Raw genomic sequence first — 24,678 nt, 5'->3', positions numbered from 1 at the left:
GCAGGACCGTTGGCGCCATGGATGGCGCCATCGAGCCCCCATGGACGGGTTTACGGCGTGTCCTGCTGGCCCCCACCACCCCGCCATCCCAAGGAATGCCCGTTGTTGCTGTGGCTTTTGCCTTTGCTCTGGCTGTGGCCTTGGCTTGGGCGCCTCTGCGGGTGCCGGGCGCCGCCCGGCCAAAGCCCTTCCCCCGCTTCCGGTACAATGTCGGGCCCGTTTCCCAACTACGGTTCCCCGGACATGATGGTCCTCGAGGGCGCGCCCGCCCTGTCGCCGTTCCGCCGCGAACGTCTTGAATCCCGCCTGCAGTCCATCGCGCCCTCCCTGCGCATCAGCGGTGCCTGGCACGTCTACTTCGTGCAGCCCGAAGGCAGCGCCGCCCCCGACCTGACCACCCTGTGCCGCATCCTCGAAGCCGCGCCGCAGGCCGAGGCCGTGGCCGACGGCGCGGTCAGCCGCATCGTGGTGCCGCGCCTGGGCACGCTGTCGCCGTGGTCGAGCAAGGCCACCGAACTGGTCCGTGGTGCCGGGCAGCCGGTCAGCCGGGTCGAGCGTGGCCTGCGCATCGACGTGCAGGGGTGGCCGGCCGATGCCGCCGCCCAGCAGGCGCTGGTCAAGGCGCTGCACGACCCGATGACGCAGTCGGTGCTGGAGACCGTGGAACAGGGCCTGGCGCTGTTCTCGGCGCCGGCCCGCGGTGAACTGGAACGCGTGCCGGTGGACCAGCTGGAGGCTGCCAACCAGCGCCTCGGCCTGGCCATGGCCCAGGACGAGATCGACTACCTGCGCGAACGCTTCACCGCGCTCGGCCGCGCGCCGTCCGACGTCGAGCTGATGATGTTCGCGCAGGCCAATTCCGAGCACTGCCGCCACAAGATCTTCAACGCCAGCTGGACCATCGACGGCCAGGAACAGGACCGCTCGCTGTTCCGGATGATCAAGAACACCCACCAGCAGACCCCGCAGCACACGCTCAGCGCGTACAGCGACAATGCCGCAGTGATCGAAGGCCATCCGGCGTCGCGTTACCGCCCGGATCCGGCCAGCGGCGAATACCGCCGCGAGCCGCAGGTGCCCAGCGCGTTCCAGATCAAGGTGGAAACGCATAACCATCCGACCGCGATCGCGCCGTTCCCGGGCGCATCGACCGGCAACGGTGGCGAGATCCGCGACGAAGGCGCGACCGGCCGAGGCGGCAAGCCGAAGGCGGGCCTGTCCGGGTTCTCGGTTTCGCACCTGCGCATTCCGGAACTGCCGCAGCCGTGGGAAGCGCCGCGCGCGCTGAACCCGCGCATGGCACCGGCGCTGGAAATCATGACCGACGGCCCGCTTGGCGGCGCAGCGTTCAACAACGAGTTCGGCCGCCCGAACCTGCTCGGCTACTTCCGCAGCTTCGAGCTGCCGGAAGGCGCCGATCTGGTGCGCGCGTACGACAAGCCGATCATGCTGGCCGGTGGCCTCGGCGCGATCGACCGCGTGCAGGTCGACAAGATCCAGCTGCAGGCCGGTGACGCGGTGATCGTGCTGGGTGGCCCGGCAATGCTGATCGGCCTGGGCGGCGGTGCCGCCAGTTCGGTGGCCTCCGGCGAGAGCGCCGAAGACCTGGACTTCGCCAGCGTGCAGCGCGACAACCCGGAAATGGAACGCCGCTGCCAGGAGGTCATCGACCGCTGCGTGGCGATGGGCGCCAACAACCCGATCAAGTTCTTCCACGACGTCGGTGCCGGTGGCCTGTCCAATGCCATCCCCGAACTGCTGCACGACTCCAAGGTCGGCGGTGTCATCGATCTGGGCAAGGTGCCCACCGATGATCCGTCGCTGTCGCCGATGCAGCTGTGGTGCAACGAGTCGCAGGAACGCTACGTGCTGGGCGTGGCCCAGGAGCGCCTGGCCGAGTTCGCCGCACTGTGTGCCCGCGAGCGCTGCCCGTTCGCCGCGGTTGGCGTGGCGACTGCCGAGGAACACCTGGTGGTGGCCTACGGTGCGGTGCCGGGCCACACCCCGGCCGATGCGCCGATCGACCTGCCGATGGATGTGCTGTTCGGCAAGCCGCCGAAGATGCACCGCGACACCGCGCATCCGTCGGCCCCGCGCTGGCCGGCGCTGAAGACCGGCGGCCTGGACCTGCAGGAAGCCGGCCTTCGCGTGCTCGCGCACCCGACGGTGGCGTCAAAGAACTTCCTGGTCACCATCGGTGACCGCAGCGTCGGTGGCCTGACCGCACGCGAACAGATGGTCGGCCCGTGGCAGCTGCCGGTGGCCGACGTGGCGATCACCCTGGCCGACTTCGACGGCGTGTCCGGTGAAGCGATGTCGATCGGCGAGCGCACCCCGCTGGCCCTGCTCGACGCCGCTGCTTCGGCACGCATGGCGGTGGGCGAAGCGTTGACCAACCTGTGCGCGGCCCCGGTCGATGCGCTGGATGAGATCAAGCTGTCGGCGAACTGGATGGCCGCGGCCGGCCACCCGGGCGAAGACGCGTTGCTGTACGACGCAGTGAAGGCGGTGGGCATGGAACTGTGCCCGCAGCTGGACATCAGCATTCCGGTAGGCAAGGACTCGCTGTCGATGCAGGCGCAGTGGCACGACCAGGGCGAAGCGCACAAGAGCGTGTCGCCGGTGTCGCTGGTGATCTCGGCGTTCGCGCCGGTGGCCGACGTGCGCCAGCAGCTGACCCCGCTGCTCGACCGCGACGTGGACAGCGAGCTGTGGCTGATCGGCCTCGGTGCCGGCAAGCAGCGCCTGGGTGGTTCGATCCTGGCCCAGGTGCATGCCGACCACGGCGAGCTGCCGGCTTTCGCCGGTGCCGCGCCGGACTTGGACGACCCGCAGCGCCTGCGTGGCTTCTTCGAACTGATCCGCGATGCGCGCCAGTCCGGGCTGCTGCTGGCCTACCACGACCGCAGCGACGGCGGTGCCTTCGCTGCGCTGTGCGAAATGGCCTTCACCTCGCGCCTGGGCCTGGACATCACTCTCGATGCCTGGGGCGATGATCCGTTCCGCAGCCTGTTCAATGAAGAACTGGGCGCGGTGGTGCAGATCGCGCGCGAAGACCGTGCGGCCTTCGCCGACCTGGTCGAACGCCACGCACTGACCGAATGCGCACAGCGCATCGCCAAGCCGACCACCGCGCCGGTGGTGCGCGTGTCGCTGGGCGGCGAGAACCTGGCCGAGTGGCGCTGGGACGCGCTGTTCGACGCCTGGTGGTCGGTCACCCATGCGATGCAGAAGCGCCGCGACAACCCGGCCAACGCCGACGCCGAGCGCGAGATTGCGCGTGCCTTCACAGCGCCGGGCCTGAAGCCCAAGCTCAGCTTCGACCTCAACGAGGACGTGGCGGCGCCGTTCATCAGCACCGGTGCGCGCCCGCGCGTGGCCGTGCTGCGCGAGCAGGGCGTGAACGGCCAGATTGAAATGGCCAACGCCTTCGAACGTGCCGGCTTCCGCGCCTTCGACGTGCATATGAGCGACCTGATCGAAGGCCGCGTGGCCCTGCAGGACTTCACCGGCCTGGTCGCCTGTGGTGGCTTCAGCTACGGCGACGTGCTCGGTGCCGGCCGTGGCTGGGCCACCTCGATCCTGGAGCGCAGCGCGCTGCGTGATGCCTTCGCTGCGTTCTTCGCCCGCGAGGACAGCTTCGCGCTGGGCGTGTGCAACGGCTGCCAGATGATGAGCCAGCTGAAGGGCATCATCCCCGGTGCCGAGCACTGGCCGCAGTTCCGTCGCAACGCCAGCGAGCAGTTCGAAGCCCGCACCGCGCTGCTGGAAGTGGTGGAATCGCCGTCGATCCTGCTGCGTGGCATGGCCGGCTCGCGCCTGCAGGTGGCGGTGGCGCATGGCGAAGGCCAGGCCGTGTTCGACAACGCCGTTGACCAGGCCGCCGCACGTGTCTCGCTGCGCTACATCGATGGCCACGGCAACGTTGCCAGCCAGTACCCGCTGAATCCGAACGGTTCGCCGGACGGCATCACCGGCCTGACCAGCAGTGACGGCCGCGTCACCATCATGATGCCGCACCCGGAACGCACCCCGCGCGCGCTCAACCTGAGCTGGGCTCCGGCCGAGTGGCAGGGTGACTCGCCGTGGATGCGCATGTTCCGCAACGCGCGGGTGTGGTGCGGCTGATCGCACTGCATCGCGCAGGCCTCAATGCCATCGCGTATGGAAAAACCCGCCGTTGATCGGCGGGTTTTTCTTTGCGCGCTTGAAACTCCAGTCGCGACCGCTAGTTACATGCATTTTCATGCGTCGAGGAATCGTCACGCATGCATAACAAAATCCTTTCATAAACACGTGAAATAGTGATGTGCTTCACGGCAATAGGATTTGCTGTGTCAAAGTCTTGACGATCTGCAAAGTTGCCGTTAACACTTGAACCCCGTTTCAGAATCATTCATTTCGCAGTAACCGCTTGGCGCACGCGCTCGGTTTTCTGTCGCTGCGCGCCGTTCGGCAATACCCCGCAGTAAATCACGCGAATAAACGCCCCCAGGGGACGTTGGGCCGGAAAGCCCAGCGGTGGCGTTGCTTTGCCCAAAACCAGTCCAATCAGGAGCCGTACCGATGAATCGGATTTATCGCAAGGTCTGGAACAAAGCATTGGGTCAGTTGGTGGTGGCCTCGGAACTGGCCTCCTCCGACAGCGGCGGCGGGGTCGTCGACCAGCGCCGCGATGCAACGCAGGCTGCGCCCGCAAGGTTGGCGATGGCACTGGGCCTGGTATTGGGATTGGGCATGAGCGGTATCGCCGCAGCACAGTCGGTGCAGATCGGCGGCAGCGCCACCTGCGTGGCATTCAGCGGCAAGCTGCTCGAAAAGTGCCTGATCGAAGGCTCTGCCACGGCCAAGGGCAGCAACGCGGTGGCGATCGGCAGCAACAGCAGCGCCAGTGCGGCCAACAGCGTGGCGCTCGGCGCCGGCTCCAAGGCCACCCGCGCAAACACCGTGTCCGTCGGTGACACCGGCAAGGAACGGCAGATCACCAATGTTGCCGCAGGCAGCCAGGCCACCGATGCGGTGAACAAGGCGCAGCTGGACGCGCAGGCGCGCGCCACCCAGGCTGCGCTGGCCGACGTTGCCGCAGATGGCAACCGTTATTTCAAGGCCGATGGCGCAGGCGATGACAGCGACGCGGCGAAGATCGACGGGCAGGGCGCAGTCGCGGCCGGTGTCGGCGCACAGTCGCTGGCCAATGCCACCACTGCCATCGGTACCCAGGCCATTGCCGCGGGCCTGGGCGCAAGCGCGTTCGGCCAGGGCGCCTTGGCAATCGGCGATGCCAGCGTGGTGGTCGGGCAGAGCGCTGCGGCCTTCGGTCTCGGCGACACCGCGGTTGGCGCAAGCGCGACCGCCGCCAGCGAGAACGGCGCGGCCACCGCGCTGGGTGCGCTGTCCGAAGCGACTGCCGATGGCGCCACCGCTGTTGGCGGCGGTGCCGTGGCGATGGGCCCGGGCAGCACCGCGCTGGGCCGCGGCGCTACCGCAGCCAACGAAGCATCGATCGCGGTGGGTGCGTTCAGCACCGCCGTCGGTGAATACAGCACCGCGCTGGGTTCGAATTCCGCGGCGGTGGCCACCGGCAGCGTGGCGCTCGGCGCGGGCTCGCTGGCCGACCGCGTCGATACCGTGTCCGTTGGTGCCGCCGAATACGGCCTGACCCGGCAGATCACCAGCGTGGCCGCAGGCACCGAAGACAACGATGCAGTCAATGTCGGTCAGCTGAAGGACGTTGCCGCCGTGGCCGATGCCACCGCCAAGCGCTTCCAGGCTAACGGCAGCAGCAACAGCGATGCCGGTGCACTGGCCGAGGGCGACGAGGCGCTGGCGGCCGGCGAGGCCGCCAATGCCATCGGCAACGGCACCACTGCAGTCGGTGCCGGCGCCACCGCCATCGCGCAGAACGCCACTGCCGTTGGCAACAACGCGCTGGCCTCGGGCCAGAACAGTGCCGCGTTCGGCAACAACGCGCAGGCCAACGGTCCAGGCAGCGTTGCCGTGGGTGGCGCTGCGGTGGATGCCGATGGCAACCCGCTGATCACCAGCGGCGGCGTGCCGGTGGAAACCGGCGCAACCAGCGCAGGCGTCGGCGGCACTGCGGTCGGCGCCAGTGCCGAAGCCAGTGGTTTTGCGGCGTCGTCCTACGGCGTCGGCGCCTATGCGGCCGGTGCGCAGGCGTCGGCCTTCGGCGCCGTGGCCAATGCCATCGGCGATTATTCCACCGCGCTGGGTACGCAGAGCAACGCGACGGGCACCAGCAGCGTCGCCATCGGTGGCCCGGCTGACCTGATCCCCGGCCTGGGCTTCTTCGTGCAGACCCAGGCCAGTGGCGAAGCCGCCACCGCCGTCGGTGCCGGTGCCATCGCCAGTGGCGACCGTGCCGTGGCCAACGGCAGCCTCAGCGAAGCCTCCGGCGCCGAAGCGACCGCGGTCGGCTACTTCGCCTATGCACCGGGCGAGAACGCCAGTGCCCTGGGCGCGCAGACCTGGGCGAGCGGAGCGCAGAGCACTGCCGTGGGTTACTACGCCACCGCACGCGGCGCGAACAGTGTGGCACTCGGCGCGAATTCCGAAGCGGTGCGCGCCAACAGCGTGGCCGTCGGCAGCGCCGGCAACGAGCGGCAGATCACCAGCGTCGCTGCGGGCAGCGAAGCCACCGATGCGGTGAACAAAGCCCAGCTCGACGCCGTGGCCGGCACTGCCGACACCACCGCGCGTTTCTTCCAGGCACAGCCGGAGGCGGGCAGTGATGCTGGCGCACTGGCTGATGGCGAAGGCTCCATCGCTGTGGGTTCGTCGAGCAATGCGATCGGCGCAGGTGCCATCGCGCAGGGTGCTGCCGCGTCGGCCATCGGCGATGACAGCGTGGCCGTGGGCCGCAACAGCGCGGCCACCGGTAATGGCGGTGTCGCCATCGGTGGCCTCGGCCAGGCCTACGACGAGTTCAACCAGCCGATCATCGGTGCTGATGGCACGGCGCAGCAGGTGGGCACCACCGCTGTTGCCGATGCCACCGCAGTCGGCAGCGGTGCGCAGGCCACCGGGGCTGCCAGCAGCGCTTTCGGCAACGCGGCCAAGGCCAGTGGTGACAACAGCTTCGCCGCAGGCGGCAAGTCGCGCGCCACCGGCAGCTATGCGGTTGCGGTCGGCGACAGCGCATTCGCCAGCAGCGATGACAGCACCGCAGTAGGCGGATACAGCTGGGCCACTGCCAGTGGCGCAGCAGCATTCGGTTCGGGTGCATGGGCCACTGCCACCAATGCCTCGGCGTTCGGCAACGCGGCCTGGGCCAGTGGCAGCGGCGCAACATCCATCGGTTACAACAGCTGGGCCAACGGCGCCAGCTCCACAGCGGTCGGCCGTGGTGCCTTCGGCTATGGCGACAACAGCGTGGCGCTGGGCTTCCAGGCGCTGGGCAACAGCATCAACAGCATCGCCATCGGCACCAACACGGTGGCCGGTGGTGAGAGTGCGATCGCGCTCGGTGCCGGCAGCAATGCCAGCGCCAGCAACACGGTCGCGCTGGGTGCCGGTTCGGTCGCCAACCGCGCGCGCACGGTGTCGGTGGGCAGCGCCGGCAACGAACGCCAGGTCACCAACGTCGCCGCCGGCACCCAGGCCACCGATGCGGTGAACAAGGCGCAGCTGGATGCGGTGGCGACCACGGCCACCACCACCAGCCGCTTCTTCCAGGCCAGCGGCAACGGCGACGACGTAGCCGGTGCATTGGTGGAAGGTGACAACGCACTGGCGGCCGGTGATGCCGCCAACGCCATCGGCAACGGCGCCACCGCACTGGGTAGCGGCGCCAATGCGCTGGCCAGCAACGCACAGGCGCTGGGCTTCAATGCGTTGGCGACCGCAGCCAACGCCAGCGCTGTTGGTGCCAACGCACAGGCCACGGGCGAGTACGCCACCGCGCATGGCGCGGAAAGCGAAGCCAGCGGCGAGCAGAGCGCGGCGTTCGGTGCGGCCAGCATCGCCAGCGGCGCCGGTAGCACTGCCAATGGCGTGCTGTCCGAAGCGTCCGGCGAAGAGGCCGTGGCCGTGGGCTACTTCAGCAATGCCAGTGGTGACGCGGCCACCGCTGTCGGTAGCGAGAGCGTAGCCAGTGGTACGGCGTCGGCGGCCTTCGGTATCGGTGCCGAAGCCAGCGGCGGTTACAGCACCGCCATCGGTGGCTACGCGCAGGCCTCGGCGTTCAATGCCACCGCGTTCGGCAACTTCGCCAACGCCTCCGGCTCCAACAGCGTGGCCGTGGGTGGCGACTCGGAAGCGTCCGGCGCCTACAGCACCGCCACCGGCCAGGGCAGCCTGGCCACCGGCACCAACAGTGTCGCCGTTGGCGGCTCGCTGTTCGGTCTGCTGGCCACCGAGGCATCGGGCAACTACTCCACTGCGGTGGGTGGTGGCGCCTGGTCGGGGGGCATCAACAGCACCGCACTGGGCAACGCCGCCGAATCGCGCGGTGCCAACAGCGTGGCGCTGGGTGCGGACTCGATTGCCGACCGCGACAACACCGTGTCGGTGGGCGGCGGCGGCAATACCCGCCAGATCACCAACGTGGCCGACGGCACCCAGGGCAATGATGCGGTCAACAGGAATCAGCTCGATGCCGTAGCCGCGGCAGCGGAAAAGACCAGCCGGCAGTTCCAGGCCAGCGGCAATGCCGATGGTGAAACCGGGGCGCTGGTGGAGGGCGATAACGCGCTGGCGGCCGGTGACGCGGCCAACGCGATCGGCAACGGTGCCACCGCGTTGGGCAGTGGTGCCAATGCGCTGGCCGCCAACGCCACGGCCGTGGGCATCGATGCGCTGGCCACCGGCAGCAACGCGGCGGCCCTGGGCAGCACGGCACAGGCTACCGGCGAAGACAGCCTGGCGCTCGGTACCGGCGCCAGCGCCAGTGAACTGGGCGCAAGCGCGGTCGGCGCGCGCGCGCAGGCCAGCGGTGCCTACAGCACGGCCACGGGCACTGAAGCCAATGCCAGCGGCACCCAGGCACTGGCCAGCGGCTTCCGCAGCGCAGCGTCCGCCGATGGCACTACCGCTGTCGGCGGCTACGCCGAAGCCAGCGGTCGCCTCGGCACTGCCTTGGGCTACGGCTCGGCAGCCAGTGGTGCCAACACCACTGCAGTCGGTTTCGGTGCCGCTGCGGCCGGTACCGGTGCCGTTGCCGTGGGTCAGTCCAGCGAGGCCAGTGGCGAGGAGAGCGTGGCCATCGGCGGCAGCACCTTCTTCGGCCTGATCCCGTCGCGTGCCAGTGGCACCGGTGCCGCGGCATTCGGTGCGGGCGCGTGGGCCACCGAAGACTACGCCACGGCGATCGGCTGGAATTCGTGGGCGGCAGGCAGCAGTGCCACCGCGCTGGGTGCCAACGCCACCGCCAATGGCAGCAACAGCGTCGCGCTCGGTGCCGGCTCCAAGGCCGACCGTGACAACACGGTGGCCGTCGGCAAGGCGGGCGGTGAGCGCCAGGTCACCCATGTCGCAGCCGGTACCGAAGCCACCGATGCGGTGAACAAGGGCCAGTTGGATGCAGTCGCCAGCGTCGCCGACAAGACCAGCCGGCAGTTCCAGGCCAGCGGCAATGCCGATGGCGAGGCCGGTGCCCTGGTGGACGGTGACAACGCACTGGCCGCCGGCAACGCGGCCAACGCCATCGGCAACGGCGCTACCGCGCTGGGCAGTGGTGCCAATGCCATGGCCGGCAATGCCACGGCCGTGGGCTTCGATGCGCTGGCCACCGGCAACAATGCGGCGGCGCTCGGCAACGCAGCGCAGGCTGCTGGTGTCGACAGCGTAGCCGTGGGCAGTGGCGCCAGCGCCAGCGAACTCGGCGCCAGTGCTACCGGCGCCGGCGCCCAGGCCAAGGGCGCTTACAGCACTGCCAGCGGCGCGCAGGCCACGGCCAGCGGCACCCAGTCGCAGGCCAGTGGTTTCCGTGCCAATGCTTCGGCCGATGGCGCTTCGGCGCTGGGCAGCTATGCCGAAGCCAGTGGTCGCCTTGGCACTGCAGTGGGTTACGGCAGCAAGGCCACCGGCGCCAATGCCACCGCGGTGGGTGTCAGTGCCAACGCTTCGGCGGCCGGCAGCATCGCACTGGGCGCAGGCTCGGTGGCCGACCGTGCCAACACCGTGTCGGTGGGCAGCAGTACCAGTGATCGTCAGATCACCCGCGTCGCTGCCGGTACCGAGCGCACCGATGCGGTCAATCGTGGCCAGCTTGATGCGGTCGCAGCGACTGCCGATGGCACGGCACGTTACGTCAAGGCCACCGGCGCAGGTATCGCCAGCGCCAGCGGCAGTGATGCCGCCGCGATCGGTTCGGCGGCCAGTGCCAGCGGCGCACGCAGCAATGCGCTGGGCGCCAACGCGATGGCGATCGGCAACGGTGCACTTGCACTGGGCAACAGTGCCGGCGCGTCTGGTGCCAACTCGGTGGCGCTGGGTGCGGGCTCGCGTGCGCTCGATGCCAACGTGGTGTCGGTCGGCGGTGGCAATGGCACCGATGGTCCAGCCACGCGCCGCATCGTCAATGTGGCCGATGGCCGCATCGCCGCCGGCAGCAGCGATGCCATCACTGGCTCCCAGCTCAACGTCACCAACCAGCGGGTGGGCGCGGTGGAAACGCGCGTGGGCGATTTCGATTCGCGCATCGCCACCGTGGAAACCACCGCGGCCAGCGCGGTCGGCTACGACGACGCCAGCCGTGACCGCCTGACCCTGTCCGGCTTCCAGGGCACCACCATCGACAACGTCGGTGCCGGCAGCATCGCTGCGGGCAGTCGCCAGGCGATCAACGGCGGCCAGCTGTTCCAGTCGCTCAGCGATGCCGCCAGCTTCCTCGGCGGTGGTGCCAGCGTCGGCATGCAGGGGGTGTTCGTGGCTCCGAACTACGTGATCCAGGGCGCCACCTACAGCAACGTCGGCGATGCGCTCGGCGCGCTGGACCGCAAGGTCAGCGAGATCGACCGCAGAACCGCCGGTGGCTCGCGTGCCGGGACTGCCAACCTGCGCGCGATGAGTGCCTCGCTGGATGAGAGGCCGCTGGCCAGCTCCGCTGATGCACCTGCAACGGCCGACGCGGCACCGGCCAGCACCGCGCGTGTGCAGGGCACGCCGACCGCGGCCGCCGCCGGTGCCGGGATTCCGGTTGGCACTCCCGCGACGGGCTTCAATGCCGTCGCCATGGGCGAGGGCGCCGTCGCCAGTGGCGCTTCGTCCACGGCCATCGGCCAGGGCGCCAATGCCACCGCGGCGAACGCGGTGGCGCTGGGCCAGGGCTCGGTTGCCGATCGTGCCAACACGGTCTCGGTGGGCAGTGAAGGCAACGAGCGCCAGGTCACCAATGTGGCGGCGGGTACCACGGCCACCGATGCGGTCAACAAGGGCCAGCTCGACCGTGGCATGGCCACGGCCAACAGCTACACCGACAGCCGCGTCCAGGCCGTCGCCGACAGCTTCGATGTGTTCAAGGGCGAGATCGACGGGCGCCTGCGCCACATGGATCGCCGCATCGACCGCCAGGGTGCGATGAGCGCGGCGATGCTCAACATGGCCACCAGTGCCGCCGGTATCCGCACCCAGAACCGGGTCGGCGTCGGCATTGGTTTCCAGGGCGGCGAGTCGGCGTTGTCGCTGGGCTACCAGCGTGCGATCAGCGATCGCGCCACGGTGACCTTCGGCGGTGCTTTCAGCAGCGACGACAGCTCGGTTGGCGTCGGTGCCGGCTTCGGCTGGTAAGCCACTCCATCGCGCCGGCGGCCACCCACGCCGGCGCAGCACCTGCAGTGAGGGCCTGGGGGGAGGTCACGGCAATCCCGGCTGGGCCGGCCGGGAGTCGTCAAGGAATGATGGCCGCAGTGTTGGTTCGATCCATGACCCAGAAGAGGAATTCGACGTGATCAAGAAGCAGAACCTTCGCATCAATGTGCTTGCCGCCGCCGTGCTGTCGATGACGGCCGTCGGTGCCGTCCACGCCGCCGGCCTGCCGACCCGCGAACCGGTGCGCCAGGCCAGCACCGCCCAGCCGGGCGCCGAGCGCATCATCGTCAAGTACCGGGCCGGCGCTGCCGCCGCCACCGACCGCTCGGCGAAGCTGTCCACCGTGCAGTCGGCGCTGACCCGGGCCAGCCTCTCCGGCGGTACCTCACGTGCCAGTACCCTCGGCCCGCAGGTGGTACGCAAGCTCGCTACCGGTGCGGACCTGATCCGCGTGCAGGGCCGCCTGGCCCCGGCCGAACTGCAGCGTGTGCTGAAGGAACTGCAGGCCGACCCGTCGGTGCAGTACGCCGAAGCCGACGTCAAGCTGCGCCGCACCGAGCTGCGTGCCGGCGACGTACAGCCGGCGCTGGTGCCGAACGATCCCTTCTACCAGCAGAACCAGTGGCACCTGCACAACGCCGTCGGCGGCATCAACGCACCGGCGGCATGGGATGTCTCGCAGGGTGAGGGCATCGTGGTGGCGGTGATCGATACCGGCATCCTGCCGCAGCATCCGGACCTGGTCGGCAACCTGTTGGAGGGTTACGACTTCATCAGCGATGCGGAGACCTCGCGGCGCCCGACCAACGATCGTGTGCCGGGTGCGCAGGACTACGGTGACTGGGTCGAGAACGACAACGAGTGCTATGACGGCTCGCTGGCAGAGGACAGTTCCTGGCACGGCACCCACGTCGCCGGCACCGTCGCCGAGCAGACCAACAACGGCGTCGGCATGGCCGGTGTCGCCTACAAGGCCAAGGTGCTGCCGGTGCGCGTGCTGGGCAAGTGCGGCGGCTACCTGTCCGACATCGCCGACGCGGTGGTCTGGGCATCGGGTGGCACGGTGACCGGCATCCCGGCCAACACCAACCCGGCCGAGATCATCAACATGAGCCTGGGCGGCAGCGGCGCCTGCGGCAGCACCTACCAGGACGCCATCAACGGCGCGATCTCGCGTGGCACCACCGTGGTGGTGGCGGCCGGCAATGAGACCGACAACGCGTCCAAGTACCGTCCGGCCAGCTGCGAAGGCGTGGTGACCGTGGGTGCCACGCGCATCACCGGTGGCATCACCTACTACTCAAACTATGGCACCCGCGTGGACCTGTCCGGTCCGGGTGGCGGCGGCAGTGTCGACGGCAACCCGGGTGGCTACATCTGGCAGACCGGCTCCAATGCGGCCACCACGCCGGAATCGGGCACGCCGGGCTACATGGGCATGGGCGGTACCTCGATGGCCTCGCCGCATGTGGCCGCCGTTGCTGCACTGGTGCAGAGCGCACTGATCGCCAAGGGCAAGGATCCGCTGACTCCGGCGGCCATGCGCACCCTGCTGAAGGAAACCGCGCGTCCGTTCCCGGTCGCCATCCCGGCGGCCACCCCGATCGGTACCGGCATCCTCGATGCCAAGGCTGCGCTGGCCAAGGCACTGGAAGAACCGTGCACCGAGAACTGCGGGCCGGTGGCCACGCCGCTGACCAACAAGGCCGCCGTCGGTGGCCTGTCCGGTGCGGCCGGCAGCAGCAAGCTCTACAGCTTCGAAGCGGCTGCCGGCAAGCAGTTCAGCGTGATCACCTACGGTGGCACCGGCAACGTTTCGGTCTACGTGGCTGAAGGCCGTGAGCCCAGTGCCAGCGACAACGACGCCAAGTCGACCCGTCCGGGCACCTCCGAGACGGTGCGGGTGACCAAGCCGGTGGCGGCCACCTACTACATCAAGGTGGTGGGTGAAGCGGCCTACAACGGGGTGAGCATTCTCGCCACGCAGTAAGCTTGAACTGTCGTAGTTGAATGGCCGAAGCCCGTCATCCCATGTGACGGGCTTCGTCTTTTTACGAAAGGTGGCGCAGGGGCGGCGGAAATCATGGCTTAACTGTTAAAGTCGAGCCGATTGACAGGAGAGTCATGTGAACGCGCTTGCTGCTACCGCCGCTGCCGACGACGCTGAAGGCCGCATCCTGGATGCGCTGCTGGCGCGCGGCCGGCTGAAGGAAGGCGATCTGGCACGTGCGCGGCCGCTGCACGCAGAGGCCGGCGGTAGCCTGCTGGGCCTGCTGGTGCGGCTGGGGCTGGTCTCCGAGCGTGACCAGGCCCAGGCCAGCGCCGAAGTGCTGGGGCTGCCGCTGCTGGAAGGCAAACAGCTGTCGGAAGCACCGCCACAAGGGCTGGCGGAAGGCTTGCCGTTGTCGCTGCGCTTCCTCAAGCAGTTCCATGTCTGCCCGCTCGCGCTGGATGAACAGGGGGTCCGGCTGTGGCTGGCCGATGCCCATGATCCTTATCCGCAGCAGGCCGTGCAGCTGGCACTGGGTGTGCCGGTGACACCGGTGCTGGGCATGCGCGCAGAAATTGATGACCTGGTCGAACGCTGGTTCGGCCAGGGCCGCAGCGCGATGGGCGCGATCGTCGAAACCGCCGATGGCGAGGGCGGTGCGGTCGATGATATCGAGCATCTGCGTGACCTCGCCTCGGAAGCGCCGGTGATCCGCCTGGTCAACCTGGTGATCCAGCGCGCGGTGGAACTGCGCGCTTCGGACATCCATGTCGAACCGTTCGAAAGCCGGTTGAAGGTGCGTTACCGCGTCGATGGCGTGCTGGTGGAAGGCGAAAGCCCGCCGGCCAACCTCACTGCTGCGGTGATCAGCCGCATCAAGATCATGGCCCGGCTCAACATCGCCGAGCGCCGCCTGCCGCAGGACGGCCGCATCATGCTGCGCGTGCAGGGCAAGGAGCTGGACCTGCGCGTGAGCACGGTGCCGACCGCGCACGGCGAAAGCGTGGTGATGCGATTGCTGGACCGCGAAACGGTGGTGTTCGATTTCCATCGTCTCGGTTTCACTGACGCCTTCCTGCCGCAGTTCCGCAAGGTGCTGGAACAGCCGCACGGCATCCTGCTGGTGACCGGCCCGACCGGTTCAGGCAAGACCACCACGCTGTACACCGCGCTGAGCCAGCTGAACACTGCCGACGTCAAGATCATCACGGTCGAAGACCCGGTGGAATACCAGATCGAAGGCATCAATCAGATCCAGGCCAAGCCGCAGATCGGCCTCGACTTCGCCAACGCCCTGCGCAGCATCGTGCGCCAGGACCCGGACATCATCATGATCGGCGAAATGCGCGACCTGGAAACCGCGCGCATCGCGATCCAGTCGGCGCTGACCGGCCACCTGGTGCTGTCCACCCTGCATACCAACAACGCAGCCGGCGGCATCACCCGCCTGCTCGACATGGGCGTGGAAGACTATCTGCTCACCTCCACCATCAACGGCATCCTGGCCCAGCGCCTGGTGCGTCGGCTGGAGCCGACCCATGCCGAGCGCTATGAAGCCTCGCCGGAAGAGATCGAACGCTTCGAGCTGCGCCGCCTGCAGCCGGAAGGACCGATCTACCTGTACCGCCCGAAGCCCTCCGCGCTGGCGCCGACCGGTTACCTCGGCCGGACCACCATCATGGAATTCCTGGTGATGAACGACGCGCTACGGCGCGCGGTGATGCGCCGCGACGGCATGGGCGAGATCGAACGCATTGCCCGCGAAGCCGGTATGCGCACGATGTACGAAGATGGCCTGTCCAAGGCCCTCAGTGGTCAGACGACCATCGAGGAAGTCCTGCGCGTCACCGAGGAAAGCTGATGCGCGCAGGACGCCGGGGCTGACATGCCGACCTACCGTTACAAGGCACTGAATCCGCACGGCGAGATCTTCGACGGGCAGATGGAAGCGGCAAGCGAGGCCGAGCTGGTCGCGCGCCTGCAGGACCAGGGCCATCTGCCGATGGAGACCCAGCTGGCCGATGGCGGTGCGATCGGTGGCAGTACCTGGCGCAACCTGTTCCGCCAACGGCCGCTGCAGGGCGCTGCATTGCTGCAGTTCACCCAGCAGCTGGCGACACTGCTCGGTGCAGGCCAGCCGCTGGATCGCGCGCTGTCGATCCTGCTCGGGTTGCCCGAAGACGAACGCTCGCGCCGCGCGATCACCGACATCCGCGATGTGGTGCGCGGTGGCGCGCCGCTGTCGACCGCACTGGAGCGCCAGCATGGGTTGTTCTCGCGCCTGTACGTGAACATGGTGCGGGCCGGTGAAGCCGGCGGCAGCCTGCACGAAACCCTGCAGCGCCTGGCCGACTACCTCGAACGCAGCCGCGCGCTGCAGGGCAAGGTGATCAACGCGCTGGTGTACCCGGCCATCCTGCTGGTGGTGGTGGGCGGCGCGCTGCTGTTCCTGCTCGGCTACGTGGTGCCGCAGTTCGCGCAGATGTACGAAAGCCTGGATGTGGCGCTGCCGTGGTTCACCAACGTGGTGCTGCAGCTGGGTCTGTTCGTGCGCGACTGGTGGGTGTTGCTGCTGGTGGTGCCAGGGATACTCGCGCTGTTCTTCGAACGCAAGGCGCGGCAACCAGCCTTCCGGCTGGCGCTGGATGGCTGGCTGCTGCAGCGTCGCGGCATCGGCCGCCTGCTCGGCGAACTGGAAACCGCGCGGCTGGCCCGCACGCTGGGCACGCTGCTGCGCAATGGCGTGCCGCTGCTGGGTGCCTTGGGCATCGCCCGCAACGTGCTGGGCAACCGCGCGCTGGCCGCCGATGTGGAAGCCGCCGCGGATGAAGTGAAGAACGGTACCGGCCTGTCGCTGGCGCTGTCGCGCGGCAAGCGTTTCCCGCGCCTGGCGCTGCAGATGATCCAGGTCGGCGAGGAATCCGGTGCACTCGATACCATGCTGCTGAAAGCGGCCGATACCTTCGAACAGGACAGCGCCCGGCGCATCGACCGCCTGCTGGCGGCGATGGTGCCGGCGATCACCCTGGTGCTGGCCTCGGTGGTCGGTGCGGTGATCGTCGCCGTGCTGGTGCCGTTGTACGACCTGACCAATGCCATCGGCTGACGATGGCTCCCTACGCAACCCCGACACTCCGCAACTGAAAGGACCGACCATGATTGCTTCCCGTCGACCAATCCGCCTTTCCTTCACTGCCGCGCGCAACCAGTCGGGCATGAGCCTGCTGGAAATCATCATCGTCATCGTGCTGATCGGCGCGGTGCTGACCCTGGTCGCCAGCCGCGTGCTGGGCGGCGCCGATCGCGGCAAGGCCAACATCGCCAAGGCGCAGGTGCAGACCGTTGCCTCCAAGGTCGACAACTACCAGATCGATACCGGCAAGCTGCCTGGCTCGCTCAACGATCTGGTGACCGCACCGGCAGGTGTCGGCGGCTGGCTGGGCCCGTACGCCAAGCCGGCCGACCTGAATGACCCGTGGGGCCACGCGCTGGAGTACCGTGCGCCGGGCGAAGGCCAGCCGTACGAGCTGATCAGCCTCGGCAAGGATGGCAAGGCCGGCGGCAGCAGCGTCGATGCCGACATCCGCTACCAGCCGTAATCCTGCATGACGTACTTCCTGCCGCGCCGGCTGCCTCGCCCGCGCCTGCACGGCAGGCGCGCAGCGGGCCTGTCGCTGCTGGAAATGCTGCTGGTGATCGCGCTGATCGCAGCGATCGGCCTGATTACCGCCGCCGGCCTGTCGCGCGGCTTCGCCGGCATGCAGCTGCGCAGCGCCGGCAAGGACATCGCCAACCAGCTGCGGGTGGTACGCGCGCAGGCGATCGCCCGCGGCGAGCCGCAGCGCTTTGTCATCGAACCGGCAAAGCGGCGCTGGGAAGGCGCCAACCAGCGCCATGGTGACGTGCCGGCACAGCTGCAGGTGCAGTTCGAAGGCGCCGCGCAGCTGGCCACTGCGCCAGGGCAGGGCGTGATCGAGTTCCATCCCGATGGTGGCTCCAGCGGTGGCCGCATCCGGCTGCAGCGTGACGATGCCGAATGGCGCATCGACGTGGGCTGGCTGACCGGTGAGGTCCGCTCCGGCCCCTGGCGGGCACAATGAAGCGGCACGTTCGCGGCTTCACCCTGCTGGAAGTGATCATCGCCTTTGCCCTGCTCGGGCTGGCGCTGACCCTGCTGCTGGGCAGTCTGTCCGGTGGTGCCAGGCAGGTGCGCGAGGCCGAGCTGCGCACGCGCGCGATACTGCATGCGCAGTCGCTGCTGGCCGAAACCGGTGTCGCCACGCCACTGCAGGTGGGTAGCCAGCAGGGCGACTGGGAACAGGGACGCTACCACTGGGAGCTGCAGGTGCAGCCGTGGGTGGAGCCACGTGCCGGCAACGCCGTGCAGTCACAGTCGGCCGGTGCCCCCTGGCTGGCCGAACTGCAGCTGCAGGTGCGTTGGGGCGACAGCGAACGAGAGCAGCTGCGCTGGCGCAGCCTGCGCCTGCTGCCGCCGGACCTGGAGAGCGCGCGATGAAGCGCCGCGCCGCAGGTTTCACGCTGGTTGAAGTGATGCTGGCCACGGTGCTGCTGGCCGGTGGCCTGGCGCTGGCGTTCGCCAGCGTCCGCTCGGCAATGGCGGTCAGTCAGCGTGGCGAGCAGATCGCGGCCGAGAGTGAGCGCATGCGCGCGGTGCAGGCGCTGTTGCGGCGGCAGCTGGCCGGTGCGCTGCGCACGCCGCTGGAAGTACCCGATCCCACCCGCGAACCGATCTTCTTCCAGGGCGAAGAGCAGCGCATGTTGTTCGCCGCCGATCTGCCGGGCTACCTCGGCCGCGGCGGACCCTACCTGCACGCGCTGCAGGTGGACGGCCGCGATGGCCAGCAGCGCCTGCTGCTGGACCTGGTGCTGCTGCAGGAAGGCGAGCGCATCGCCGAGAACCCGCCGCGCCCGCCGGAAGTGCTGGTGGAAAACCTGAAGTCGGTACAACTGCGCTATCGCGGCATCGATGCCAGTACCGGCCAGGTGAGCGACTGGATGCCGCGCTGGGACGATACCCGCCGCCTGCCGATGCTGGTGGAGATCAAGATCGTCCCGGCCAGGGGCGCGCCCTGGCCGACGCTGGTGGTGGCGCCGCGTAACGGTGGCAGCGGAGGCGCGCGATGAACCGGCAACACGGTGCGGCACTGGTACTGGTGCTGTGGTTGATCGCATTGATGACCGCGCTGGTCGGTGCGTTCGCGCTGAGCGCACGGGTCGAGCATCTGCAGCAGCGGGTGCTGGATGACGATGCACGCGGCCAGGAACGGGCGCGCGCCGGCCTGGAGTACGCGCTGCTGCGCCTGTCCGCCGATCCGCTGCGGGCGCCCTGGCGCGCTGATGGCCGAACCTACCGCTGGCAGTTCGATGACGCCAGCATCGAGATCAAGGTGCTGGACGAGAACGGCAAGATCAACCTGAACCTGGCCGACGTGACCTTGCTGACCGCGTTCCTCAAGGCGCTCGGCGAAGACGAAGGGGCGGCCCGGCAGCTGGCCGGTGCCATTGTCGACTGGCGTGATGAAGACAGCCTGCTGCAGCCGGGCGGCGGTGCCGAAGCCCCGGACTATGCGGCGGCGGGGTTGCCGTATGGCCCACGCAACAAGCGTTTCGAGACGCTCGGTGAACTGCAGCGGGTACTGGGCATGCGCGGCCCGCTGTACAAGGCCATGCTGCCGCACCTGACCCTGTACAGCCGCCAGGCACGCCCGGATCCCCAGTTCGCCAGCGCGCCGGTGCTGACCGCACTGGGCCTGGATGCGGATACCGTGCTGGCGCAGCGCGCACAGCAGGAGCGTGACGCAGATACCGCTGGCGGTGCGACAACGCTTGCCAGCAGCAGCGGCACCTATAGTATCGAGTCTCGTGCAACCGACGGCAGTGGACGCCGGTCGGTGTTGCAGGCAGTGGTACGCAATGGCTCGGGCGGGGTTCCCGGGCGGTCCTACACAGTGCTTCGCTGGGAGCAGGGAATGACAGCAAGATGACGGCATGGCAGGACAGTGTGCGGCAGGTGCAGGGCCGGATCGGCCCTGGCGCCGGCCGTTTCCTGCGCTGGTGGCGGCAATCGCTGCTGGCCTGGGTGCCGGCACGTTGGCAGTGGGCACTGGGCTGGGCACAGGCGCGCCTGCTGCTGCAGCGCCAGGGTGAGCAGCTGCAGGTCTGGCGAGAGGCCGGAGAACGCCGCGAAGCAGTTGCCAGCGTGCCATGGCCGCTGTCGCCGGCCGAACTGGACCGCGTGCTGGAACCGCGACTGCGCAGCCTGCCGCGGGTGTGGCTGCTGCCGGCCAGCGAGGTACTGCGTCGTCATCTGCGCCTGCCTGCGGCTGCGGCCGACCGGCTGCGCGCTGTGGTCGGTTTCGAGATCGACCGCCAGACGCCGTTCGAATCCAGCCAGGTCAGCTATGACGTGCGTGAACTCGGGGGCGCCGCCGAGGGCCAGCTGCAGGTCGAACTGATCGCCTGGCCACTGCGCCAGCTTGAGGCGTGGCGGGCCAGCGTAGGCGAATGGGCCGATGCACTGGCCGGTGTCGATGCCATCGACACCGAGGGTGAACCCCTGCAGGTGAATCTGCTGCCACCGGGGCAGCGCCAGCTGCGGGCAGACCCGACGCGGCGCTGGAATGTGCTGCTGGCCGTGGCCGCGCTGGTGATGCTGGTGCTGGCGGCCCTGCAGCTGCTCGACAACCGCCGCGCCGCCGCCGACGAACTGCGTGCGCAGGTCGAGCGCAGTGCACGCAGTGCGCGTGGTGTCGCCAGCGAACGCGCGCAGCTGCAGGCGCTGATCGATGGTGCCGCATTCCTGGAAAAGCAGCGCAGCCAGCGCGCCGGAACGGTGGAAATCTGGAATGAACTGACCCGGCGCCTGCCGGAGGGCACCTACCTGGAAAAGCTGGCCATCGAGAACAACAACCTGCAGCTGATCGGCCTGAGCCGCGAGGCCTCGCAGCTGGTGCAACTGCTGCAGGACGCACCGCAGTGGCGCAAGGTCAATCTGACCGGCGTACTGCAGGCCGATGGCGCCGCCAGTGGCCGTGACCGCTTCACCATGACCGCCGAACTGCAGCCGTTGCCGGCTGCGGCCCCGACCCGGGAGGCGGCCGATGCCGATGCCAAGCGCACGCCGTGACCGCTGGCTGGCACTGGCGCTGCTGCTGGCAGTGCTGGGCCTGGCGTACCTGCTGCTGGTGCACCCCTGGTTCACCCAGCCACTGCGCGAAATCGACGCCGACGTGGCTGCCCTGCGCGAGCGCGAGCAGCGCGTGCAGGCGCAGCTGCAGCAGCAGCCGCAGATCGAACAGCGCCTGCGCGCCACCCGCGAGGCACTGCAGCAGCGGCCGGGCTTCCTGCGCGAAGCCACCGCCGAAGCTGCGGCCGCTGCGCTGGGCGCGAAGCTGCAGGATGCGGTGGCGATGGCCAGCCCGGGCAACCGCAGCTGCACCATCAGCAACCGCACGCCACTGACCGACAACCGCCGTGACGCCGAATTCGTGCGCGTGGCCATGCAGGTGCGCCTGCGTTGCGGTGTGGCCGAACTGGCCACGGTGCTGCACAGCCTGGAAACCGGCAGCCCGCGCCTGTTCGTCGACAACCTCAACCTGATCGCGCAGCGCTTCCAGCAGTCGCCCAACGAGTCCGGGCTCGGCCTGGACGTGTCGTTCGAACTGGCAGGTTACCTGCTGCCCGGTGCTGCGGCCGATGGCGCTGCGCCGGCACCTGCAGCCGAACCGGGCGCGGCGCCGCAACCGCCTTCGGCCACACCTGCACCGGCCGCCGCACCGGCTGCGCCGGAAGAAGGGCAGGAGGTGGCCGATGAAGCTTGAGCAGATCAGCCTGCGCACCGGCTTCCTGCTGGCACTGGCCGGCTGGGCGGCCGCGGTCTGGCTGGCCACCGGCTTCGGTCTGGGCAGCCAGCTGCCAGGTGCGGACGGTGATGCCGATGCGGTGCCTTCGTTGCCGGTGCTGCCGCCGTTGGCCGCAGAACGCATGGCCAGCGCCGACAGCTACAGCGCGATCGGCGAGCGACCGCTGTTCGCCGAGGACCGCAGGCCGAAGCCCTACCTGCTCGGCGGCAGCGAGCCCGCCGCCAGCGCCGCACTGCGCCTGACCGGCGTGCTGCTGACCGGCGACTTTGGCATGGCCACCTTCACCACCGAACAGAACCGCTCGCTGCGCCTGCGCCTCAACGGTGAAGCCGTCGACGGCTGGCAGCTGGTCGCACTGCAGCCGCGCCAGGCCACCGTGATCGGCCCCGGTGGCAACCAGGTGCTGGAACTGGCGGTATTCAACGGGCAGGGGGGTGAACCGCCGACCGTGCTGCGCGGCGCCAACGGTGCGCCACCGGCCGGTGCGATCGTTGTGCCGCCCCCGGCAGGCGCTCCGCCGGCACCGCCGCCGGCTGCGGCAACCGCATCGCCGTCGCCTGCTGGCAGTGCGCCGGCATCCTCGGCTGCGGCGGCCGCCACACCGCCTGCCAACAACAACGGCCCCAGCGAAGCGCAGATGCAGGCCATCCGCGAACGCATCCAGGCCCGTCGCCGCCAGCTGCAGCAACAACAACAGCAGCAACAACCGTCGCCGCCCCCGGGCGATGGCACCAACCGATAGAGTGAATGCATGAGCCTGCGTTTCCTTCCCTGGTCCTTTGCCCTCGCGCTGCTGGTCGGCTGCAGCACCGTGTCCGCACCGCATGTGCAGCGCAAGGGCAATCTGTCGCCCACTGCCGAGGCCGGCCAGGCGGCCGAAGTCGCCGCTGATGCTGCCCGTGACGCCCAGGGCGCTCCGCAGGCGGTGATCCGCCGTGGCAACGGCACCATGATCAACCGCGAAGCAGCACGCGCACCGGCTCCGGCACTGCATGGCGCCAGCACCGGTGAAGCAACCTTCAATTTCGAAGGCGAGTCGGTGCATGCGGTGGTCAAGGCCATCCTCGGTGACATGCTGGGCCAGAACTACGTGATCGCACCGGGGGTGCAGGGCACAGTCACCCTGGCCACGCCCAAGCCGGTGTCGCCGGCACAGGCGTTGAACCTGCTGGAGATGGTGCTGGGCTGGAACAATGCCCGCATGGTCTACAGCGGCGGCCGCTACAACATCGTCGCCGCCGATCAGGCATTGGCCGGCACTGTCGCGCCGAGCACGGCGCCGGCAGCCAGTGCGCGTGGCTTCGAGGTACGGGTGATCCCGCTGCAGTTCATCTCCGCAACTGAAATGAAGAAGGTGCTGGAGCCGTACGCGCGCCCCAACGCCATCGTCAACGTCGACAGCGGCCGCAACGTGATCACCCTGGGCGGTACCCGCGCCGAGCTGGAAAACTACATGCGCACCGTCGAGATCTTCGACGTTGACTGGCTGTCGGGCATGTCGGTGGGCGTGTTCCCGATCCAGTCCGGCAAGGCCGAGCAGGTGGCCGCCGACCTGGAGAAGGTGTTCGGCGAGGAGAGCAAGACGCCCAGCGCCGGCATGTTCCGCTTCCTGCCGCTGGAAAACGCCAACGCGGTGCTGGTGATCACCCCGCAGGTGCGTTACCTGGACCAGATCCAGCAGTGGCTGGACCGCATCGACACCGCCGGTGGCAGCGCCCGCCTGTTCTCCTATGAGCTGCGCTACATCAAGGCGCGCGATCTGGCCGAACGCCTCAGTGAAGCCTTCGCCAGCAGCGGCAACCGCGGCGGCTCCAGCCCGGCCTCGCTGGCACCGGGTGCAATGCCGTCGCAGCTGGGCAGCGACGGTGACCGTGGCATGGACAGCAACAACAGCAGCAATTTCGGTTCGACGCCGGGCAGTGGTTCCAGTGGCACCGGCAACGGCAGCATGAACCTGCCGCAGCGCCAGTCCGGCAATGTCAGCGTCAGCCTGGAAGTGGAAGGCGATCGCGTGGGCGTGTCGGCGGTGGAGGAAACCAACACCCTGCTGGTGCGCTCGACCCCGCAGGCCTGGCGTTCGATCCGCGAAGTGATCGAGAAGCTGGACGTGATGCCGCTGCAGGTGCATATCGAAGCGCAGGTGGCCGAGGTCGCACTGGAGGGGGACCTGAAGTACGGCGTGAACTGGTTCTTCGACAACGCGGTGGCCGGGCGCGCGCTGACCGGCGCATTGGCCGGCGTGACCCTGCCGCCCGCCGCCGGCGGCTCCTGGAGCAGCTTCGCCGGTGCTGCAACCGCTGGTGAAGGACTGGGCTGGGCGTTTACCGGCCACAATGGCGCGGCGGTGGTGAGCGCGCTGGACAAGGTCACCGATGTGCGCCTGCTGCAGACCCCCTCGGTGTTCGTGCGCAACAACGCCGAGGCCACGCTCAACGTGGGTGACAAGGTGCCGATCAATACCACCACGGTGAACACCGGTATCGGCACCAGCAGCTACAGCTCGGTGCAGTACATCGACACCGGCGTGATCCTGAAGGTGCGCCCGCGCGTGACCCGCGACGGCACGGTATTCCTCGACATCGTGCAGGAAGTGAGCAGCGCCTCGAACGTACCGGAGAACTGCAACCCGACCGAGCGCAACTGCAACCCGCGGATTTCCACCAAGAAGCTGTCGACCGAAGCGGCGGTGCAGAGCGGCGACACCATCATGCTGGCCGGCCTGATCACCGACACGGCCACCGATGGCAGCAGCGGCATCCCCGGCCTGAGCCGGATTCCGGTGGTGGGCGCACTGTTCGGGCAGAAGAGCCGCACCAGCCGTCGTTCAGAGGTGATCGTGCTGCTGACGCCGAGCATCGTGCGCAACGGGCAGGAGGCACGCACCCTGACCGACGAGTACAGCCAGCGCTTCCGCGCGATGGAACCGCTGAACCAGCCGCGCGCAAAGAAGTAAGGAGTTACGGCCGGGCTGCGCCCGGCACCCGCAGAGGCCAGAGCTGGAGCAACGGCAACAGCGGGTTTACTGAGGGGGGGGCGGGG

Annotated in this window: 14 protein-coding genes; all 14 read left to right on the top strand. The window is 68.8% G+C overall.

What is annotated here, in order from left to right; translation table 11 throughout:
- The first annotated feature begins 243 nt into the window (after positions 1 to 243).
- The 14 genes from purL to gspD all read left to right on the top strand — a co-directional run bounded on the left by purL (position 244) and on the right by gspD (position 24,592).
- The gene (gene purL, locus V3B48_RS20410) at positions 244 to 4,128 is read left to right on the top strand and encodes a phosphoribosylformylglycinamidine synthase (protein ID WP_329894318.1); all 3,885 of its coding nucleotides are present in this window, start codon (positions 244 to 246) and stop codon (positions 4,126 to 4,128) included.
- Between the two features lie 438 nt (positions 4,129 to 4,566).
- Positions 4,567 to 11,745, top strand: a complete 7,179-nt coding sequence (locus tag V3B48_RS20405) for an ESPR-type extended signal peptide-containing protein (RefSeq protein WP_329894317.1) — start codon at positions 4,567 to 4,569, stop codon at positions 11,743 to 11,745.
- A gap of 157 nt (positions 11,746 to 11,902) precedes the next feature.
- The gene (locus tag V3B48_RS20400; protein ID WP_049398129.1) at positions 11,903 to 13,756 is read left to right on the top strand and encodes a S8 family peptidase; all 1,854 of its coding nucleotides are present in this window, start codon (positions 11,903 to 11,905) and stop codon (positions 13,754 to 13,756) included.
- 136 nt (positions 13,757 to 13,892) lie between these two features.
- Positions 13,893 to 15,617: a type II secretion system ATPase GspE gene (gene gspE / locus V3B48_RS20395; RefSeq protein WP_329894316.1), complete on the top strand. Its 1,725-nt coding sequence runs from the start codon at positions 13,893 to 13,895 to the stop codon at positions 15,615 to 15,617.
- Between the two features lie 24 nt (positions 15,618 to 15,641).
- Positions 15,642 to 16,862: a type II secretion system F family protein gene (locus tag V3B48_RS20390; protein ID WP_329894315.1), complete on the top strand. Its 1,221-nt coding sequence runs from the start codon at positions 15,642 to 15,644 to the stop codon at positions 16,860 to 16,862.
- 49 nt (positions 16,863 to 16,911) lie between these two features.
- On the top strand, positions 16,912 to 17,355 hold the full coding sequence (gene gspG, locus V3B48_RS20385; protein ID WP_004142831.1) for a type II secretion system major pseudopilin GspG: 444 nt from the start codon (positions 16,912 to 16,914) through the stop codon (positions 17,353 to 17,355).
- A 6-nt stretch (positions 17,356 to 17,361) separates the two neighbouring features.
- Positions 17,362 to 17,856, top strand: a complete 495-nt coding sequence (locus V3B48_RS20380) for a GspH/FimT family pseudopilin (protein WP_032130132.1) — start codon at positions 17,362 to 17,364, stop codon at positions 17,854 to 17,856.
- Positions 17,853 to 18,272 carry a prepilin-type N-terminal cleavage/methylation domain-containing protein gene (locus V3B48_RS20375; protein WP_032130131.1) on the top strand — a complete coding sequence of 140 codons (420 nt, stop codon included), beginning with the start codon at positions 17,853 to 17,855 and terminating at the stop codon, positions 18,270 to 18,272. Before V3B48_RS20380 ends, V3B48_RS20375 begins: the two co-directional genes overlap by 4 nt.
- A complete protein-coding gene (locus tag V3B48_RS20370; RefSeq protein ID WP_049398128.1) occupies positions 18,269 to 18,901 on the top strand; it encodes a type II secretion system protein J in 633 nt (210 codons plus the stop codon). The genes V3B48_RS20375 and V3B48_RS20370 overlap by 4 nt, the downstream gene beginning before the upstream one ends.
- Complete coding sequence (locus V3B48_RS20365) at positions 18,898 to 19,761, top strand: general secretion pathway protein GspK (RefSeq protein ID WP_032130129.1); 864 nt, start codon at positions 18,898 to 18,900, stop codon at positions 19,759 to 19,761. Before V3B48_RS20370 ends, V3B48_RS20365 begins: the two co-directional genes overlap by 4 nt.
- On the top strand, positions 19,758 to 20,903 hold the full coding sequence (locus tag V3B48_RS20360) for a PilN domain-containing protein (RefSeq protein WP_032130128.1): 1,146 nt from the start codon (positions 19,758 to 19,760) through the stop codon (positions 20,901 to 20,903). The genes V3B48_RS20365 and V3B48_RS20360 overlap by 4 nt, the downstream gene beginning before the upstream one ends.
- A complete protein-coding gene (gene gspM / locus V3B48_RS20355; RefSeq protein ID WP_228355349.1) occupies positions 20,884 to 21,597 on the top strand; it encodes a type II secretion system protein GspM in 714 nt (237 codons plus the stop codon). Before V3B48_RS20360 ends, gspM begins: the two co-directional genes overlap by 20 nt.
- Entirely contained in the window at positions 21,587 to 22,381 is a 795-nt protein-coding gene (locus V3B48_RS20350) for a hypothetical protein (protein ID WP_032130126.1), read from the top strand. The genes gspM and V3B48_RS20350 overlap by 11 nt, the downstream gene beginning before the upstream one ends.
- 9 nt (positions 22,382 to 22,390) lie before the next feature.
- Entirely contained in the window at positions 22,391 to 24,592 is a 2,202-nt protein-coding gene (gene gspD, locus V3B48_RS20345; RefSeq protein ID WP_329894314.1) for a type II secretion system secretin GspD, read from the top strand.
- The last annotated feature ends 86 nt before the right edge of the window (positions 24,593 to 24,678 follow it).

The sequence above is a fragment of the Stenotrophomonas sp. SMYL20 genome (assembly GCF_036320045.1).
In the GTDB taxonomy this organism is placed as follows: domain Bacteria; phylum Pseudomonadota; class Gammaproteobacteria; order Xanthomonadales; family Xanthomonadaceae; genus Stenotrophomonas; species Stenotrophomonas maltophilia_A.
Note: the sequence above shows the minus strand (reverse complement) of the source record. Positions and strands in the feature narration are given on the sequence as shown.